General features: G+C 70.1%; 14 protein-coding genes. 6 read left to right on the forward strand and 8 right to left on the reverse strand.

The window, feature by feature from the left end; genetic code table 11:
- Positions 1-71: 71 nt before the first annotated feature.
- A complete protein-coding gene (locus DMP23_RS06475) occupies positions 72-1670 on the reverse strand; it encodes an IS1634 family transposase (protein ID WP_443111250.1) in 1599 nt (532 codons plus the stop codon).
- A 135-nt stretch (positions 1671-1805) separates the two neighbouring features.
- Here DMP23_RS06475 and DMP23_RS06480 point away from each other — a divergent pair, with 135 nt between their 5' ends.
- A complete protein-coding gene (locus tag DMP23_RS06480) occupies positions 1806-4403 on the forward strand; it encodes a bifunctional FO biosynthesis protein CofGH (protein ID WP_337820443.1) in 2598 nt (865 codons plus the stop codon).
- On the opposite strand, the gene DMP23_RS06485 is transcribed toward DMP23_RS06480, so the two are convergent.
- The 3 genes from DMP23_RS06485 to DMP23_RS06495 form a co-directional block, all read right to left on the reverse strand.
- Positions 4404-5369, reverse strand: a complete 966-nt coding sequence (locus DMP23_RS06485; RefSeq protein ID WP_337820444.1) for a helix-turn-helix domain-containing protein — start codon at positions 5367-5369, stop codon at positions 4404-4406.
- Positions 5370-5392: 23 nt separating this feature from the next.
- On the reverse strand, positions 5393-6355 hold the full coding sequence (locus DMP23_RS06490) for an alpha/beta hydrolase fold domain-containing protein (protein WP_337820445.1): 963 nt from the start codon (positions 6353-6355) through the stop codon (positions 5393-5395).
- Positions 6356-6455: 100 nt separating this feature from the next.
- Entirely contained in the window at positions 6456-7517 is a 1062-nt protein-coding gene (locus DMP23_RS06495; protein WP_337820446.1) for an FAD-dependent oxidoreductase, read from the reverse strand.
- Between the two features lie 117 nt (positions 7518-7634).
- On the opposite strand from DMP23_RS06495, the gene DMP23_RS06500 reads away from it, so the two are divergent.
- Together DMP23_RS06500 and DMP23_RS06505 are read left to right on the forward strand one after the other, a co-directional pair.
- Positions 7635-8561 carry a TetR/AcrR family transcriptional regulator C-terminal domain-containing protein gene (locus tag DMP23_RS06500; protein WP_337820447.1) on the forward strand — a complete coding sequence of 309 codons (927 nt, stop codon included), beginning with the start codon at positions 7635-7637 and terminating at the stop codon, positions 8559-8561.
- Positions 8562-8563: 2 nt separating this feature from the next.
- The gene (locus DMP23_RS06505) at positions 8564-8968 is read left to right on the forward strand and encodes a hypothetical protein (RefSeq protein WP_337820448.1); all 405 of its coding nucleotides are present in this window, start codon (positions 8564-8566) and stop codon (positions 8966-8968) included.
- A 177-nt stretch (positions 8969-9145) separates the two neighbouring features.
- Here DMP23_RS06505 and DMP23_RS06510 read toward each other — a convergent pair whose 3' ends face one another.
- Positions 9146-10477 (reverse strand): LVIVD repeat-containing protein, encoded by a 1332-nt coding sequence (locus tag DMP23_RS06510; protein ID WP_337820449.1) that lies wholly within the window; start codon positions 10475-10477, stop codon positions 9146-9148.
- Between the two features lie 101 nt (positions 10478-10578).
- Here DMP23_RS06510 and DMP23_RS06515 point away from each other — a divergent pair, with 101 nt between their 5' ends.
- Complete coding sequence (locus DMP23_RS06515; RefSeq protein ID WP_337820450.1) at positions 10579-12045, forward strand: ABC transporter substrate-binding protein; 1467 nt, start codon at positions 10579-10581, stop codon at positions 12043-12045.
- Here the strand turns inward: DMP23_RS06515 and DMP23_RS06520 are convergent.
- Positions 12042-12920: a LysR family transcriptional regulator gene (locus tag DMP23_RS06520; RefSeq protein WP_037820620.1), complete on the reverse strand. Its 879-nt coding sequence runs from the start codon at positions 12918-12920 to the stop codon at positions 12042-12044. The two genes, DMP23_RS06515 and DMP23_RS06520, sit on opposite strands and share 4 nt — an antisense overlap.
- A gap of 71 nt (positions 12921-12991) precedes the next feature.
- Between DMP23_RS06520 and DMP23_RS06525 the strand changes: the two genes are divergently transcribed.
- A complete protein-coding gene (locus DMP23_RS06525) occupies positions 12992-14023 on the forward strand; it encodes an SDR family oxidoreductase (RefSeq protein ID WP_337820451.1) in 1032 nt (343 codons plus the stop codon).
- On the opposite strand, the gene DMP23_RS06530 is transcribed toward DMP23_RS06525, so the two are convergent.
- Complete coding sequence (locus DMP23_RS06530) at positions 14007-14744, reverse strand: SDR family oxidoreductase (RefSeq protein ID WP_037820615.1); 738 nt, start codon at positions 14742-14744, stop codon at positions 14007-14009. The genes DMP23_RS06525 and DMP23_RS06530 overlap by 17 nt on opposite strands.
- A 58-nt stretch (positions 14745-14802) precedes the next feature.
- Here DMP23_RS06530 and DMP23_RS06535 point away from each other — a divergent pair, with 58 nt between their 5' ends.
- The gene (locus DMP23_RS06535; RefSeq protein ID WP_134730547.1) at positions 14803-15435 is read left to right on the forward strand and encodes a class I SAM-dependent methyltransferase; all 633 of its coding nucleotides are present in this window, start codon (positions 14803-14805) and stop codon (positions 15433-15435) included.
- Between the two features lie 45 nt (positions 15436-15480).
- Here DMP23_RS06535 and DMP23_RS06540 read toward each other — a convergent pair whose 3' ends face one another.
- Positions 15481-17382 (reverse strand): S8 family peptidase, encoded by a 1902-nt coding sequence (locus tag DMP23_RS06540; RefSeq protein ID WP_337820452.1) that lies wholly within the window; start codon positions 17380-17382, stop codon positions 15481-15483.
- Between the last annotated feature and the right edge of the window lie 129 nt (positions 17383-17511).

A 17511-nucleotide genomic window follows, 5' to 3' on the forward strand; every position in this document is an offset into this window, starting at 1 on the left:
ATCAAGCTTCGGGGTGCCCCACGCAACCACCAGGCCAATGTCGCCGCCAGGCGACGAGGCCCCACCGAACCTCAAGCAGGCGCAAACCTCTCCAACCCGAACAACTCAAACAACGCCTGCTGCCTCCCAGTCCGATCAGACAAAATCCGCCGAGTCCGCGGCCTCCCCCCAGTAGACCGATGCCGCAACACGGTCTCCCCGATCCCCCGCAACTGATCCAGCAACTCGGCCACCGAAAGATTCATCCCAGCCCGGTCCGCCTCTCGCCGCATCAGATGCGTGACCGTCGCAGCGAGCACAGACACCAACGCATGCACCGCGATCCGATGCGAAGTCCACTCCCACCGCGGCGAAGGCCCAGCCACCGCAGACCCAGTCAACCACCGAAACGTCGAGTCGAGATAAGTCCGAGCCCGATAAGCAGTCACAACCTCAGCAACCGGCCAATCCCGGTCCGTCACCAAAATCTGCTTCCCGAAAAACTCCTCCGCCAACCGAGCGACCGCAGCCTCGTCAACCCGCCGCTCCAACCGCAGTTCCCCAGCACGGTTGCCAGTAAGAGCAGTATTCAGCACCCGCTCCACCCGCCGACCACGGATAATCCGCGACATCTCCGCGTGCACCTGCGTCCGGTCCCCCCGATGCGTCCCGGCCGCCAACGCCGCAGCCAGCCCGTCAAGCTCCCGCACCGTAGTGCTCAATTCACTGGTGAACGCCCGATACTGCGCCGCGTGCAGCGTCGCGGAATGAAGAAGGATCACCCGTCGCCGGGCACCGTCCACAGTCGCCACGGTGTCAAACGCAGTCAGCCCGGCAAACCGCTCCGGATCCACCCGCCGCCGCACGGACGCGGGCCGCGCAAGCAACTCCGGATGATCCGCCAACGGAAGCGACCCGACAAACCCGGTCCGCGCGCCAAGATCGAGCTGCGCCGCCTGCCCGGAGTGGAAAACCAACGTATGCCGCTCCCCTAATTCAGCGGCCAGCGCACCGAAGGTCGGCGCGTTCTCCCTCCGATACACCCGGGACGCCAACGGAATCGCCCCATCCCGCGTGACGACCAACCCGAGCCCGGCCAGCACGTCCTGGCAAGCCGACGGCAACGTGCAATCCGCAGCGGTAAACGCGGCGAACTGCGCCACATCAACCGCCAGCGCCTCCGTCCCGTCATCGCCGAGAAGATCCAGAACCGCTTCCGCCACCACACTTTCCACCGCAGCGATCCGTTCCGGGGTAAGCCGCTGCAACGCCCGCCAATGCCCAGCCGTCGTGATCGAACCCTTAGGCGGCCGGGGCCGAACCAGATCCTGCGCGAGACAGCCGGTCCACCACTCCTCGAACTCCGTCTCCGGCGCGGTCGCCCGGTGCAGCACGGCAAGCGCGACATGGAGACCGAGTGTCGGCCGAGCCCGCTGCGGCCCAGCCACGGAATCAACGCGCCGGACGAGGTCCAGCCGCTTCAGCGTCCCCCACACGGCGGAAACGTCCCCGAAAGACCGATGGCGCGCGCCAGCCGCCTCGGGACCGCCGCCCGCGACCGCCGCCGCGATGTCCTCGGCTGTCCCGAGGTACCGCTGGCCGACCACGCGCGGCTTGCCGTCGACGCGCGCGGACTCGGCGAGGTAGTAGTACGTCCGCCCGCCGATGCGCTTCCCGATCACTGACGCCACCCTTTAGGTAATACCGCCGTCATCCGTCGCCGACAAGCCCGCAACCTGCGCTAATGATCACCTCGGGCCGGTCGCGAGCCGGGTGGCGAGCTAAGAGCTGGCTGGTCGCGGCGGCCGGGTCCTAGCGTGGCGGGAATGGAGCCCGAAGCTGGCGTGACCACGCCCACCCCGTCGGCCATGCGCCGTGCGCTCGCGCGGGCGCGAGACGGGAAGACGCTCGACGTCGCCGAGGCGGCCGTGCTGCTGCACGCCCGCGGCGACGACCTCAAGACTTTGTCCGACCACGCCTCCCGCATCCGCGACGCGGGCCTCGAAGAAGCCGGTCGCGCGGGAATCATCACCTACAGCCGCAAGGTGTTCATCCCGCTGACCCGGCTGTGCCGGGACCGGTGCGGCTACTGCACCTTCGTCACCGTCCCCGGCAGGCTCGAATCGCCGTTCCTGTCGCCGGACGAGGTCCTCGACATCGCCCGCAAGGGTGCCGAGATGGGCTGCAAGGAAGCCCTGTTCACCCTCGGCGACCGGCCGGAGGACCGCTGGAAGGCCGCGCGCGAGTGGCTGGACGCGCACGGCTACGACGACACGCTGTCCTACGTCCGCGCGATGGCGATCCGCGTGCTCGAAGAGACCGGCCTGCTGCCCCACCTCAACCCGGGTGTCCTGTCCTGGCAGGACTTCCAGCGGCTCAAGCCGGTCGCGCCGTCGATGGGCATGATGCTGGAGACCACCGCGCGCCGGCTGTGGAGCGAGAAGGGCGGGCCGCACTACGGTTCGCCGGACAAGGATCCCGAGGTCCGGCTGCGCGTGCTCGAGGACGCGGGCCGCAGCTCGGTGCCGTTCACCACCGGCGTGCTGATCGGGATCGGCGAGACGCACGAGGAACGCGCCGACGCGCTGTTCGAGATCCGCAAGACCGCCCGCGAGTACGGCGGCATCCAGGAAGTCATCGTGCAGAACTTCCGGGCCAAGCCGGACACGAAGATGCGCGCGACCCCGGACGCCGACCTCGAAGAACTGGCCGCGAACATCGCCGTCGCCCGGCTGGTGCTGGGCCCCCGGATGCGCATCCAGGCGCCGCCGAACCTCATCGGCGACCAGTACGACCTGATGATCCGCGCGGGCATCGACGACTGGGGCGGCGTTTCGCCGCTCACCCCGGACCACGTGAACCCGGAACGCGCGTGGCCGCAGATCGACCTGCTGGCGCGGCAGACCGAGAAGGCCGGCTTCGAGCTGCGCGAGCGGCTGACCATCTACCCGGAGTACGTGAAGCGCGGCCAGCCGTGGCTGGACCCGCGCGTCACGCGGCACGTCGCGGCGCTGGTCGATGGGGAGACCGGGCTGGCCCGCGACGGCGCGATGCCGGTCGGGATCCCGTGGCAGGAGCCGGACGGCGGCTGGCAGGAGTCCGGCCGCACCGATCTGCACACCGAGATCGACACCACCGGCCGCACCAAGGACCGGCGAGGCGACTTCGATTCGGTCTACGGCGACTGGAAAGAGATCGGCCGGAAGATCAAGACCGGACCGCAGCGATTCGACACCGACATCCGGGATGCGTTGCGCAGCGCGGAAAAGGACCCTGCCGGGCTGTCCGACGACGCCGCGCTAGCCTTGCTGCACGCCGACGGGCCGGAGCTGGACGCGCTCACGAAACTGGCCGACGACCTGCGGCGCGAGGTGGTCGGCGACGACATCACGTTCGTCGTCACGCGGAACATCAACTTCACCAACGTCTGCTACACCGGCTGCCGGTTCTGTGCCTTCGCGCAGCGGAAGACCGATGCGGACGCGTACACGCTGTCGCTGGAGCAGGTCGGCGACCGGGTGGACGAGGCGTGGGCCGCGGGTGCGACCGAGATCTGCATGCAGGGCGGTATCCACCCGGATCTGCCGGGCACCGCGTACTTCGACCTCGCGGCCGAGGTGAAGCGGCGGCAGCCGGACATCCACCTGCACTCGTTCAGCCCGATGGAGGTCGTGAACGGCGCGTCGCGGACGAATCTGTCCATTCGCGACTTCCTGATCCGGGCGAAGGAATCCGGAGTGGACTCGCTGCCGGGCACCGCGGCGGAAATCCTCGACGACGACGTCCGCTGGGTGCTCACCAAGGGCAAGCTGCCGACGGACGCGTGGATCGAGGTGGTCACCACCGCGCACGACGTCGGGCTGCCGACCACGGCGACGATGATGTACGGCCACGTGGACAACCCGAGCCACTGGGTCGGGCACCTGAAACTGCTGGCCAAACTGCAGCGCGAGGGCGTCGAACGCAACGGGCGGCGCGGGTTCAGCGAGTTCGTGCTGCTGCCGTTCATCCACCAGAGCTCGCCGATCTACCTGGCCGGGCTCGCCCGCGCGGGCACGACGCTGCGCGAGAACCGGGCGGTGCACGCGCTGTCGCGGCTGCTGCTGCACGGCACGTTCGACAACATCCAGAGTTCCTGGGTGAAGCTCGGCGAGGAAGGCAGCCGGGCGGTGCTGCAGGGCGGGGTCAACGACATCGGCGGCACGCTGATGGAGGAGACGATCAGCCGGATGGCGGGCGCGGCGAACGGGTCGTACAAGACGATCAGCGACATGCGCGCGATGGTCGAGCCGCTCGGACGCCCGCTGCGGCAGCGGACCACGTCGTACGGAACGCCGACGGACGAGCGGATCGCCGCGGCTGCCGAGTCGGACGGGGTCGCGACGGCGGTGCGGAAGCCGTTGCTGCCGCTGCTCACGCCGTGATCAGCCGGTGCGGTGCAGCCGCCACAGCGCGATAGCCAGCTGCAACCGCAACCGGCCGGCGGGATCGCGCACTGGCCAGCCGAGCAGGTGCTCGGCGTGGGCCAGGCGCTCCTGCAGGGTCGAATGGTGCACTACCAGCGTGTTCGCGGCGCCGCGCAGACTCGGAGCGCCCGCGACGGCGACCAGCGTGGGCAACACCCACGGGGCCGCCGTGCGGGCGTTCTCCAGGCTGGCGACGTCCGCGACCGGTTTGGTGCGAGGCCCGACCGCGTCGGCGAGCACGGCCAGTCCGCCGAGTTCGGCGTAGTCCACAACGGACGGTCCAGGGTCGTCTTCGGCAGCGGTAAACCGGAAAGCCGTCCGGGCTTGTTCGCCGGACACCGGCAGGTCGGCCAGGTTCACGACGGTGCCGAGGCCGACCCGGGCCCGTTCCGGCGGAGTCCACTGTGGAGGGACGACCAGCGGGACCGCGTCGGTCACGACAGCTCGCGCGGTAGCGCCGAGCCCAAGGCGATGTGCGGCGCGAAGCCGGGTTCGTTCGTCCGCCGACGCGTCGAGCACCACTTCCACGGACGCCGGATCGACGACCCGGCCGCGGGTGCGGTCCAGGACCGCCCGAGCCGCGGCCGACGCGCGCTCCAGCACCATCGCGTCCACCGGGCTCGCCGGACCGGGCCGTTCCAGCCACAGCGCGACCGGCCCGTCCGGGCGCACCGGAGCGGCGGGCCATTCCGGATCGGGCGGTCCGTCCGACGGCACGACGCGCCCGTCCGGTTCGACGCGGACGCGCACCCGGCGTTCGTCGTCGGCCAGCCGCGCGGGGCAGCCGGACAGCACCGCCGCCCCGCGCACGATCGGCTCGAGCCCGGCGCGGCCCTCGACCAGCCGGTCGAAATAGGCGATGACCTTGACCGTCTCGGCCGCGCCGGGATCGAGCGCGCTCAGATGCGTGACCAGCTCCCTCATCGGTCCATCATCGCTCGTCCGGTTCAGCCGAGCAGCCGCCGCAGCCACGGCGTCCGCTCGGCGCGGGCCTGCTGCGACAGCGCCGCCTGCGGAGCCGAGCCGTCGAAGCCGTGGAACGCGCCGGGCCAGACGTGCAGTTCCGCCTGCACCCCGGACAGCCACAGCCGGTTCGCGTAGGCGATGACCTCGTCGCGGAAGGTCTCGGTGCTCCCGACGTCGAGGAACGCGGGCGGGAGGCGGGACAGATCTTCGGCGCGCGCGGGCGCGGCGTAAGGCGACACGTCCGGGCCGCCGCGGGCGTCGCCGAGCAGCGCGGTCCAGCCGACGTGGTTCGCGGCGCGGTCCCAGCTGCCCATCTCGGCCATCTGGATCGCCGACGGCGAGTCGTTGCGGTCGTCGAGCATCGGGTACACGAGCAGCTGGCCGATAAGGTCCGGTCCGCCGCGGTCGCGGGCGAGCAGCGCCGTTCCCGCCGCGAGGCCGCCGCCCGCACTCGCGCCGCCGATCACGACGCGGGAGGAGTCGAAGCCGTACTCGGCGGCGTGCTTGACCGTCCATTCCAGGCCCGCGTAGCAGTCCTCGACCGGCGCCGGATGCGGGTGCTCGGGCGCGACCCGGTAGTCGACGCAGACGAAGCCGAGGCCCAGTTCGGTCGCGTACTCCTTGAGGAAGTACAGGTCGCCGCCCTTGTGTCCGCCGATGATCATGCCACCGCCGTGCAGCCAGTACAGCACCGGGACGTCGACCGCCCCGGCCGGCCGCGCGACGATCAGCGGGATCGGTCCGCGCGGACCCTCGGCGTCCACTTCGGACACTTCGAGGGCGCCGTCGGCGGTGATCTCCTCCAGCGAGATCTGCCGCTTCGCCGCGGCCGCGCGCACCTCCGGGATCGACTCGAGCGTCTTGATCGGCGGCCGCTCGGCCGCCAGCACTTCGAGCGCCGCGGCGAGCTCGGGGTCGAACGGGAGCGGCGGATAGGCGGTCATCGCGGGAGCCTCCAAGGAATCGGGGTGCGGGACCCATCCTTGCCGTCCGGGAGCCGGACCGGGCCAGCCGGGCGGCGGGAATCTCCCGCCAGCTGGCGGGTCAGCGGTCCAGGCTGATCGCGTTCTTCGCCCGCTCGACCGATTCCTCCGACGCGGGTCCGGCCGCGTTTTCCGTAGCCAGCGCCTGGTTCAGCTCGACGAACGGGCGCATCCGGGTCTCGTAGTCGGCGGCGGAGTCCGCCAGGACGTACGCGCCGACCAAGGCGAGGCTCGTGCCCTGCCCGGACAGCACGGACGCGCAGTACCCGGCATCGCCGACCAGCGCGACCCGGCCGGTCGTCCAGCGGTCGAGGTGGATCTGGAGCATGGCGTCGAAGAAGAAGGTCTCGGAATCTTCCATGGCTTTGACCAGCTCGGGCACCGGACCGCCGACCTCGCTCAGCCGGTCCGCGATGAGCTTCTTCTGCTCCGCGACGTCCCGGATCTCGCGGTACTCCGGTTCGGCGAAGCCGAGCGTCACCCGGATCTCCTCGTTGCCCGGCACCGGGTAGACCGCGCCGCCGACGCCCTCGCCCTGGAACCAGATCTGCCAGTCCTCGAGGCCGACGGTGTTGGCCGCCGGGAAAACAGCCAGGTACTGGCCGAGGTAGCGGCGGAACTGGTCCTCCGGCCCGAACGCGAGCCGCCGGACCGCCGAATGCGCGCCGTCCGCACCCACGATCAGGTCGAACGTGCGCGGCTGCGCCTTGGCGAACTCGACCCGGCCGGACTCGGCGTCGAGCGCGGTGATCTCGTCGCCGAAGCGGAACTCGACGCCGGCGGCCTCGTGCAGCAGCTCGACCAGGTCGTCGCGGAGGATCTCGATGTCCGCGCTGTCGAGCCGGCCGCTGCTGAACGTGCGTTCCTCGGAACGGAACACTTCGTTGCCGGACGCGTCCAGCATCGACATCCCGCGCATCCGCGTGCGCTTGGCGCGGACCTGCTCGCCGATGCCCATCCGGTCGATGACCTCCAGCGCGACGCCGCGGATGTCGATCGCCTGACCTCCGCTGCGCAACCCCTCGGCGCGCTCCACGACAGTCACGTCGTAGCCGCTGCGGCGCAGCCAGTAGGCCGACGCGCAACCAGCGACTCCCGCGCCGCAAACCAGTGCTTCAGGCATTTGCTCACCCCTCGGTACGGTGCATCATTACCCTGATGAACCTGCCGTGACCTGGCTTCCGCCGCCAAAACTGACCTAGTACAGATGACCCGCTGATCTAGTACAGACAGGACCCCGATGCCGACCGACCCGCCGTACCTCCGTATCGCCGCCGCGGTGCGGGACGAGATCTCGCAGCTGCCGCCGGGCGCGAAGGTGCCTTCGACGCGTCAGCTGGCTTCGACGCACAGCGTCGCGAACGCCACCGCCGCCAAGGCGCTCGATGTGTTGCGCCGCGAGGGCGTGCTCCGCGCTGAACCGCGGTCGGGTTATGTCGTCGCTGGTCAGCAGGCTGAGACTGAGGCGAAGCGGCCAGTGTTGACCCGGGATCGGTTGGTGCGCGCGGCAATCGCCATCGCCGACGCGGAAGGTGTCGCGGCTCTGTCGATGCGCGGACTCGCCGCGCGGCTGGGTGTTCCGGCGATGGCGCCGTACCGGTATCTGTCCGGGAAGGACGAACTGGTCTTCCTGATGGCGGACACGGTCTACGGCGAAACCGGTTACCCGGCACGGGAACCGGAGGGGTGGCGGGCGCAGTTGGAGCTGTCGGCGCGCACGCTGTGGTCCGTGCACCGGCGACATCCGTGGCTGGCGCATCTCGTCCCGCTCACCCGCCCCTGGCCGCTGCCGAACCTGGCGGCGCACAACGAACGCGCGCTGGCCGCGTTGTCGGTCTTCGGCCTGAACGCGGCTGACCTGTGCGATCTGAATGTGTTGTTCTACAACCACATTCAGGGCACGGCGATCCATCTGGAACGCGAGCGGCACGCGATGGGGGCGACCGGGATCACCGAGGACCAGTGGATGGAGACGCAGGCGCGGGGATACGCGGCGCTGACCGGTTCCGGACGGTATCCGGTCCTGGCGCGGATGGTGGCGGACCTTGCCGAGGGGTACGACCTCGATCTGGACCACCTGTTCGAGATCGGACTGCAGGCGCTGCTGGACGGGCTGGCTGTCCGATATCCAGTTGGCGGGGCGGGTGCCGGACGGCAGAATCAGTGAGCGTGATCCGCCTAGTCCCGACCGTCCGCGAGCGCCGGAAGTATCAGCCCGAGCGCAGGTATCTCGACTTCGAGATCGACGGCGTCAGCGTGCGCAGTTTGGTCGACGCCGAGCTGGATCTGATCTCGGTGCTGGCAACCGATCATCCACACGACCCACAGCGCTTGGCGCGCGTGCTCGGCGAAGCGCCGGGTGACGCACCGGATGGCCGGACGTTGCTGTACGTCTGCCCCGAATGCGAAGACATCGAGTGCGGCGCCATCGCCGCCAAAGTGTCGCGGCGAGGCGACATCGTCACCTGGCGAGACTTCGGCGTACCGGAGGAAGACGAGGCGGACAACGAGTACGCCGAGCGCGCGGTCACCTTCTCCGCGCGCGAGTTCCTCCGCGAACTGGCGGGCCGCTGAGCGGTCAAGCGTGGGCATGAACGCCGATGCGGCCGAGCGGTACGTCCCACGCCCAGGCACCGAGCATGTCCCGCGAGACCCCCAACTTGCCGTAGACCCACGACCGAGGCGGTTCCAGGAGCCCCTGCTGCCGCTCATCGAAGCCCGGTTGGACCGCGGTGCGCGGCTGACCCGCCGCTACACGCCGAGCTTGAGGATGTCGATCCCCCGCTTGTTGTCCGCCACGTACACGTATCCGTCGTGCCAGTACGGCGCCCACGAAGCCGCGTCCGCCGGGCGGAAGTACGCGATCTGCGTCGGGTTCGACGGGTCGCTCACGTCGAGGAATCGCGTGCCCTGCGCGTAAAACGACTGCACCAGCACGTGCCCGCGCAGGTCGAAGTAGTGCGCCGAGCAGTCGTCGGACACCGGGTCGCTGCCTTCCTGCCCGGCGACGCTCCAGGTGCCGATGCTGCGCATCCGGAACGGCTTCTCCGGCGTCGACCGCCAGCCTTCGCCCTGGTACGAGCCGTCCAGCGAAGAAATGGTCAGGACGCCGTCGCCCGCGCAGCCGGGGAGGAAGCTTTCCTCGGTGGCGTACACGAGGTCGTGCCCGCGCCACGCGCCGTCGTCCCGGGAGCCGACCGGGTGGAAGCTGTTGTGCAGGAACTTCGACGGCGCCGCGGTTTCCGACACTCCGCCGCCCGCGTACGGCACCGGCTTGAGCGCGCTCGCCAGGCGGTAGCGGTTCTGCACCGGGTCGCGATGGAGGCCGGACGTCCAGTAGCCGCGCACGCCACCCGCGCCGGACACCCACGCGACGCCCATTTTGTCGACCTGCACGTCGTGCACGTAGTCGGTTTTGCCGTCGTTGCGGGCGAGTTCGATCGGGTCCGGGTGCACCTTCGGGGCGCGCGGGTTGCGCACGTCGGTGACCCAGATCGGCCTGCCGCCCCAGTCCGCGGGCTGGTCGTCGGCCTTCGCCGGGCCGCCGGTCCAGAGGTAGCGGCAGTCGTCGACGCAGCTGGTGGTGTGGCCTGCCGGGACCTTGACGTAGCTGAGGATTTCGGGTTTCTCCGGATGCGCCACGTCGACCACGTAGATGCCGGACTCGCCGGTGTGCGTGTTGCCCTTGAACGCGCGCGGGTCCCGGGACAGGAACACGAGCTTGCGTTTCGCGTCGACCTCGGTGTCCTCGGTTTCCCACAGCCCGGGCAGGCTCAGCTCGCCGATCGCGCGCGGCTTCGCCGGATTGTCCGTGAGGTCGTACACCTTCAGGCCGAACTGGCCGGACACGACCATCACGTCGCGTTTGCCGTAGCTGAGGAAGTTCGCCGAAATGGCCCCTTGCGCGTCGGGCACGCTGCCGACCGGCCGCACGCCCTTGACCGCGCCCGGATCGCCGACGCTGTGCTTCGCTTCGGTGACCGGCTTGTCGTCCTCGCACGCCGCGGCAGGCAATCCGGTGGCGACGAGCGTCGCCGCCGCGGTCGCGATCGCCAGTCCGGAGCGAATCCACCAACGGCGCACGCGAAACCTCCAAGAGACCCCAGTGTGACTGAAGTACTTTAAGACGGTCCCTAACCGGACACAACCGCCTTTCGTTGCTTTCCACCTGGTAATAAGACAGCATGCGATCGCGTCTGCTGGTCCCGCTCACGCTCGCCGCCGTCGTCGCGGCCGGTCTCTCCGGCTGTTCGTCGTCGGCCGAACCCGCCCGGCCCGGCGTCCTGTCGGTCGGCCTCGGCGAACCCGGCACGCTGCTGCCCGCCGACGTCACCGATCCGTCCGGGCGGCTCGTCACCGGCGCGCTGTGGACTCCGCTCGCCGATTACGATCCGGCCAGCGGAAAAGTCACCCCGCGCGCGGCCGAGTCGATCACCAGCACCGACCGGGTGACCTGGACCGTCCGGCTGCGGCCCGGGAAATTCCACGACGGCACGACGGTCACCGCGCAGTCCTATGTGGACACCTGGAAGGCGATCGCAGGCCACCACTGGGCCAGCACACCGGTGCTCACGAAGTCCTTGCGAGCCAAGGAAATCACCGCAGTCGACGCGAAGCAGCTGCGGATCGTGCTCGACCGGCCGTCGAATCAGGTGCCCGCCTGGTTGTCCGCGCCCGGGCTCGTGCCCTTGCCCGCGTCGGTGCTGAAATCGCGCGACTGGAACGGGTTCGCCCGCCATCCGATCGGCAACGGCCCCCTGCGTCTAGAGGGCGACTGGCAGTCCGGCTCCGGCGGCAAGCTCGTCCGGGTCGCCGCGGATCCGGGCCGGGCGAAGGAAATCGAGCTGCGCGTCGGCAATCCGGCGGAGCAGTACGACGAGGTCAAGGAAGGCAAACTCGACGTCGCCACGTCCGTCCCGGGCGATCGGCACGAGGCGATGCACGCCGATTTCGCCGACCGCCACGCGATGTGGGCGCTCCCCCGCGCCGGCTACCTGGTGTTTTCCGCCGAGGCAACGCGCTTCGCCGATCCCGCGGTGCGGCATGCTTTCGCGCTCGGCACCAACCGCGCCGCACTGGAGTCCGGTCCGCTCGCGCACCAGGCGGACGCGGCCAAGGGATTGCTGCCGCTGGCGGTCGCGCCCGGCGAACGGTCCGGGAGCTGCCGTCCGTGCACTTTCGACGGTCCGGCCGCCAAATCCCTGCTGGACCAAGCCGGATTCACCGGCGACGCGGCCGTGTACTACGACAGCTTCGACGGCACCTGGCCGCAGGCGTTGGCCGCGGGCCTGTCGAAGAGTCTGGGAATTTCGGTTACCGCACAGCGAAAAGCCACCGGCGGCAAGCCGACCGGTCCGTCCGCGCTGGAGGTCAAGGCGGTCTCGCCGAGCCCGGCCGACCTCCTCCACACCCTCGCGGACGCCGCCGGTTACACCGACGCCGGATTCGCCGCCGATCTCAATTCCGCCGAAACCACCGCGTCGCCGGAAGAAGCCGCGCAGCTGTTCCGGGTCGCCGAAAACCAAGCGCTGCGCGATCTTCCGGCGATTCCACTGTGGACCGCGCACGGCCACGCCGTCTGGTCCGCCCGGGTCCACGACGCGGTGACGACGCCGTTCGCCGGAATCGACCTGACGCGGCTGCGCGACTAAACCCGCGCGTGTTGCGCCAGCACTTCGCCGAACGCCGCCGTCAACGGATCCGGTTCGCTGCGGCCGTAAGCGACCAGCTCTCGCCGAATCGGTTTGCCAGGGCGCAAAACCCGGCCGCTGAACTCGGCGGGGAGCACGTTCGCCGGAACCAGCGCGGGCCCCAATCCGGCCGCCGCGAGCAACGGTGCGGCGGCGGTCTGTTCCGTGCGCACCGCGGGTCGCGGCCGGAACCCGGCTTCTGCGCAAGCGGCGTCGAGAAGTTCGGCTAAGCCGTGGCCAGGCGCGTAGTGCACCCACGCGCAGTCGGCAAGGTCAGCCAGGTCGACCGTACCGTCCGAAGTGGACTCCGTGGCACCGTCGGCCGGTAGCACGACGACGAACTCTTCGGTGCCCAGCGTCCGCACCGGGCCCGTCCACCCGGCCGGACGCGGGCCGATCGCGAGATCCGCTTCTCCGGCCAGCATCGCGTCGCGCAGTTCGTCGGCGTGGCGGTACTCGAAAAGCCGCACGTCGACGTCCGGCCGTTCGCGCCGCCACACGCGCAGCGCAGGCGGCAGCACCCCGAGGCTCACCGAGTAGACCGTGGCGACCAGCAGTTCTCCGGCGACCTGGCCAGACGCCTGTCGCGCGGCGCACCGGGCACGTTCGGCGTCGGCGAGCGCGGCGCGGGCATGCGGCAGCATCGCGCGCCCCATCGGCGTGAGCCGGACCGAACGCGGCAACCGTTCCAGCAACGGCCCGCCGACGCTGTGCTCCAGCGCCCGCATCTGATGCGACAGCGCGGGCTGCGTCACGTGCAACTGCTCGGCGGCCCGGGTGAACGAACCGGTGTCGACCACCGTGACCAGGTACTCGAGCTGCCGCAAGCTTGTCATAAGCACAGTTTATCGAAGCGGTGAGAAGTAAGCCTTGGACTCATCACGCGAGCAAGGTCAGGATCGAAGACATGAGCAGCACACGCGTGGCCCTCGTGGCCGGGGCCAACGGGATCATCGGCCGGAAACTCATCTCCCACCTGCGGACTCTCGACGGCTGGGAGGTGCTCGGGCTCTCCCGTCGCGGCGGACAGGGCAGCCTCGCCGTCGACTTGCTCGACCCGGCGGGCACCCGGACGGCGCTGGCCGGCGTCGGCGCGACGCACCTGTTCTACGCCGCCTACCAGGACCGGCCTACGTGGGCGGAACTCGTGCCACCGAACGTGGCGATGCTGGAGAACCTGGTGAACGGCCTCGACGAAGGCCCACTGGAACACGTCAGCCTGATGCAGGGCTACAAGATCTACGGCGCGCACCTCGGCCCGTTCAAGACTCCCGCCCGCGAGGCCGACGCCGGACAGCACATGCCGCCGGAATTCAACGTGGACCAGCAGAAGTTCCTCGAACGCCGAGCCGCGGCAGGAGGCTGGTCGTGGTCGGCGATCCGGCCGTCCGTGGTCGGCGGGACGACGCTCGGGAACCCGATGAACCTCGCGCTCGTGATCGCGGTCTACGCGTCGATCTCGAAGGAACTCGGCCTGCCGCTGCGCTTTCCCGGCAAGCCCGGCGCGTACGACAGCCTGCTGGAGATGACGGACGCGCAGTTGCTCGCCGAGGGCACAGTGTGGGCGGCGACGTCCAGTCAGAACGAAGCGTTCAACATCGCCAACGGTGACCTCTTTCGCTGGCGAGAGCTGTGGCCGAAGCTGGCCGCGTACTTCGACCTCGAAGTCGCTTCGCCGTTGCAGCTGCCGCTGACGACCGTGATGGCCGATAAGGAACCGCTGTGGACCGAGATGGCGGCGAAGCACGGCCTCACTGCTTCGTACGCCGACGTCTCTTCGTGGGCCTTCGGCGACTTCGTGTTCTCGTGGGACTACGACATGTTCGCGGACACGTCGAAGTCACGCCGCGCCGGTTTCCACTCCTATGTGGACACTGAGCAGATGTTCTACCGGCTGTTCGACGAGTTGCGCCGCGACCACGTCATCCCCGGCCGATGAACGGCATCGTGGTGGCGGTGATGGTGAGGAACTGGACGTTGGCGTCCAGCGGCAATCCCGCCATGTAGAGCACCGCGTCGGCGACGTGGCCCGCGTCGAAGGTCGGCTCGGCCAGCAGCCGCCCGTCGGCCTGCGGGATGCCCGCGGCCATCCGCTCGGTCATCTCGGTGGCCGCGTTGCCGATGTCGATCTGTCCGCACGCGACGTTCCAGGCGCGGCCGTCGAGCGAAATCGACCGGGTGAGACCGGTGACGGCGTGTTTGGTGGCGGTGTAGGCGACGCTCGCCGGACGGGGCGCGTGCGCGGAGATCGAGCCGTTGTTGATGATCCGGCCGCCCTGGGGGTCTTGGTCGCGCATCAGCCGCACGGCCTGCTGCGCGCACAGGAACATGCCGGTGAGGTTCGTGTCGACGGTGCGCCGCCAGTCCTCGACGGACAGATCCGCGACGGTGCCGCCGAGCGACACCCCGGCGTTGTTCACCAGCAGATCCAACCGGCCCCATTCGCTGCGCACGGCCGAGAAAAGCGCCTCCACCGAAGCCGGATCGGCGACATCCGCGGGCACGACCAGCGCGTTCGCGGCGGAACCGGCCGTCTCGCGCAGGGCCTCCTCGCGACGTCCGGCGAGCGCGACCCGGTAACCCGCGTCGAGCAGCGCACCGGCGATCCGGCGGCCCAGTCCGGAACCGGCCCCGGTGACCACGGCGGTCTTCTCCGACATGTCGGCCTCCTCAAAGTCCGTTCGCCCGAACGTTGCCATATCGCGGCACACTGGGTTCATGGGACCACGTGACACGCTGCTCGCCGGGTTCGCCAAACAGCTGGGCCATCCGCGGGGCCGGGCCGGACAGGCTGTCGTCCGGCTGCTCAACAACGTCAACCGCGGGCCGGTCACCGGAGCGGTCGAAGCGCTGGAGATCCGCCGCGGCGAAACCGCGCTGGACCTGGGTTTCGGCGGCGGTCTCGGCCTGGACCTCCTGCTGCGCGCGACCGAAGGCGGCACCGTGCACGGCGCGGAGATCTCCGAAACAGCGCTGGCCCGGGCGCGGCGGACGTTCCCGAAGAACCTCGCCGCCGGACGGCTGGTGCTGCACCAGGCCGGAATGGCCGAGCTTCCGCTGGGCGACGGGACGATCGACGCGGCGCTGACCGTCAACACCGTCTACTTCATCCCCGACCTGGTGCCCGCGTTCGCCGAGGTCGCGCGGGTGCTCGCGAACGGCGGCCGGTTCGTCGTCGGCATCGGAGATCCCGCGATGATGCGCGAAATGCCCTTCACCAGCCACGGTTTCCGGCTGCGGCCGCCGGAAGAGATCGAGAAGGCGCTCGCGGACGCGGGGCTGGAACTGCGCCGCCACGACCGGCTCGGCGACGGGCCGAGGGCGTTCCACCTGCTGGTCGCCGGACGCTGAAAAGGGCGGGCTCCCCGGTCGAGGAGCCCGCCCTTTCCGCAACCGCTACTTCTTCGGCACGCCCAGCGCGGCCAGCGCCGGACCCGCCATGATCACGCCGTTCCCGGTCACCGCGTCGAATCCCGGTGCGCCGAGGTCGATCGCGCTCGACACCAGCGCGGTGCGGACGTCCGCCGGGGTCGCGGCCGGCTTGCCGGACAGCAGCAGCGCCGCGATCGCCGCCGCGTGCGGGGCGGCCGCCGAGGTCCCGTAGAACGGCTGGAAGCCGGCGACCGAGGTGGCCACGCCGTCGGCCGCGGTGATGTCCGGCTTCGCGCGGGTCGCGCCGCCGGTCGAGGACACGTTGCCCGGGGTCAGCTCGGTGCCGTCGGCGTTGTAGAAGAGGTGCCGCTGGCCGTCGGACGTGAAGCGTTCCCACTTGCTGGCCGAGGTGAACAGGCCCGGGTACGGGCCGGCCGGGTTCGCCGGGTCGCCGGTCTCCAGCGGACGGCCGAACGCGGTCGCCGCCGGGGCCGCGGCCACCGAGAACGCCGCTGCCGCCGCCGAGTGGCCCGAGGTCACGCCCGCGGTGCTGAAGCCCTTGAGCGAACCGGAGTCGACGAACCGGCCGCGGATCACGTTGAGCGCGAAGAACCGGTCCGCGCCGCTGTACTTGACCACCGCGACGCGGTAGCCGGAGCCGGACGTCGGCACGGTCAGGCTCTCGTACGGGTTCTGCGAACCGTCCTGCGAGTTGGCGCTGGAGGCGACGACGCCGCCGGAAGCGTTGAGCAGGAACAGGTCGTAGTCATTGGCCGAATGGCCCCACGGGTCCGACCAGAACAGCGTCACCGGCCTGCCGAGCGAACCCGGCGAGAGCGGGTCGGTCGTCTGCACGCCGCTGCCCGGGTCGAAGTCGTGCGGGGTGCCGGTGACGCCCGGCAGCGCGGTGCCGGACGAACGGAAGTCGCCCTCGTAGTAACCGCTGGTGCCGTCGGTCAGGTTGCCGGAGTTGCCCGCGGAGGAGAAGTAGAGCGCGCCGGCCGCGGTCACGTCGTTGACCGCCTGCGCGACCTGCGTGTCCTGGAACGGCGACTCGTCGAAGTAGGCGACGTCGTCGACGATCACCGTGCACTTGCCGGTGCTGCGCAGCGCGCGGATGTTGTCCGCGAAGCTCGACTCGCTGGTGAACGCGGTCGCGAAACCGAGCGTCGCGCCCGGGGCGAGGTCGTGGACGATCTCCAGCATCGCGGTGCCCTCGTCGCCGCTGCCGGCTTGACCGGGCAGCACGTCGACGGCGGGCAGTTCGCCCGCGTCCTGCGACTTCTTCAGCGAGTTGACGCCGTCGGAAAGCACGCAGACCTTCACGCCGGTGCCGTTCACGCCGTATTGCGTGCGCGCGGTGTCGGCACCGTGGGTCTTGTCCCCTTCGGACACCTGCACGGCGGCGACGGCCTTCTTGGCCAGCTGCTGGCGCTGCGCGTCGGGCTCGTTCCAGGTCATCGCCTGCGTCGCGGGCTGGACCTGGCGGACGTCGGCGCGCGCCGCGATCCGGTCCACCGCGTTGAGCGGCAACTGGGCGCGAACCGAGCCATTGGACGAGGTGGACTGCACGGTGCCGCCCGCGGCACGCACGGCCTTCGCGATCGCGGCTCCGGCAGTACCGGCGATGTCGACCGAAATCGTGCCGGCCTGGGTGACCGGCAGACCGGTGCGGTAATCCGGCAGCAGCGCGGCGAGACCGCGGTCCGCGCGCAGGCGCTTCTCCACGACCAGCTGGCTGGACTGCTTCCGCTCGGCCGGGGTGAGGGTCTTCTTGATCCCCTGCAACGCGCTGATCCCCGTCCCAGCGCGCGCGTTCGCCGCGTCCGCCGCCGACGGCTGCGCGACGGCGACCCCGCTCCCGGCGAGCACCACCCCGACCGCGAGGGGCACCGAATACGCGGCTACCCGGCTCGTTCTTCTCATGACAACTCCTGTCCTCGCCCCCGGCCACCCACTGTGGTCACGTGAATCTAAATAGCGACCGCGGCCAATACCACCGACCAAAGTGGTATCTGCCCGGATGGCCCACCTGGTGAGACATCGACGGGCGCT

The sequence above is a fragment of the Amycolatopsis sp. A1MSW2902 genome, from assembly GCF_017312175.1.
Lineage (GTDB): Bacteria > Actinomycetota > Actinomycetes > Mycobacteriales > Pseudonocardiaceae > Amycolatopsis > Amycolatopsis nivea.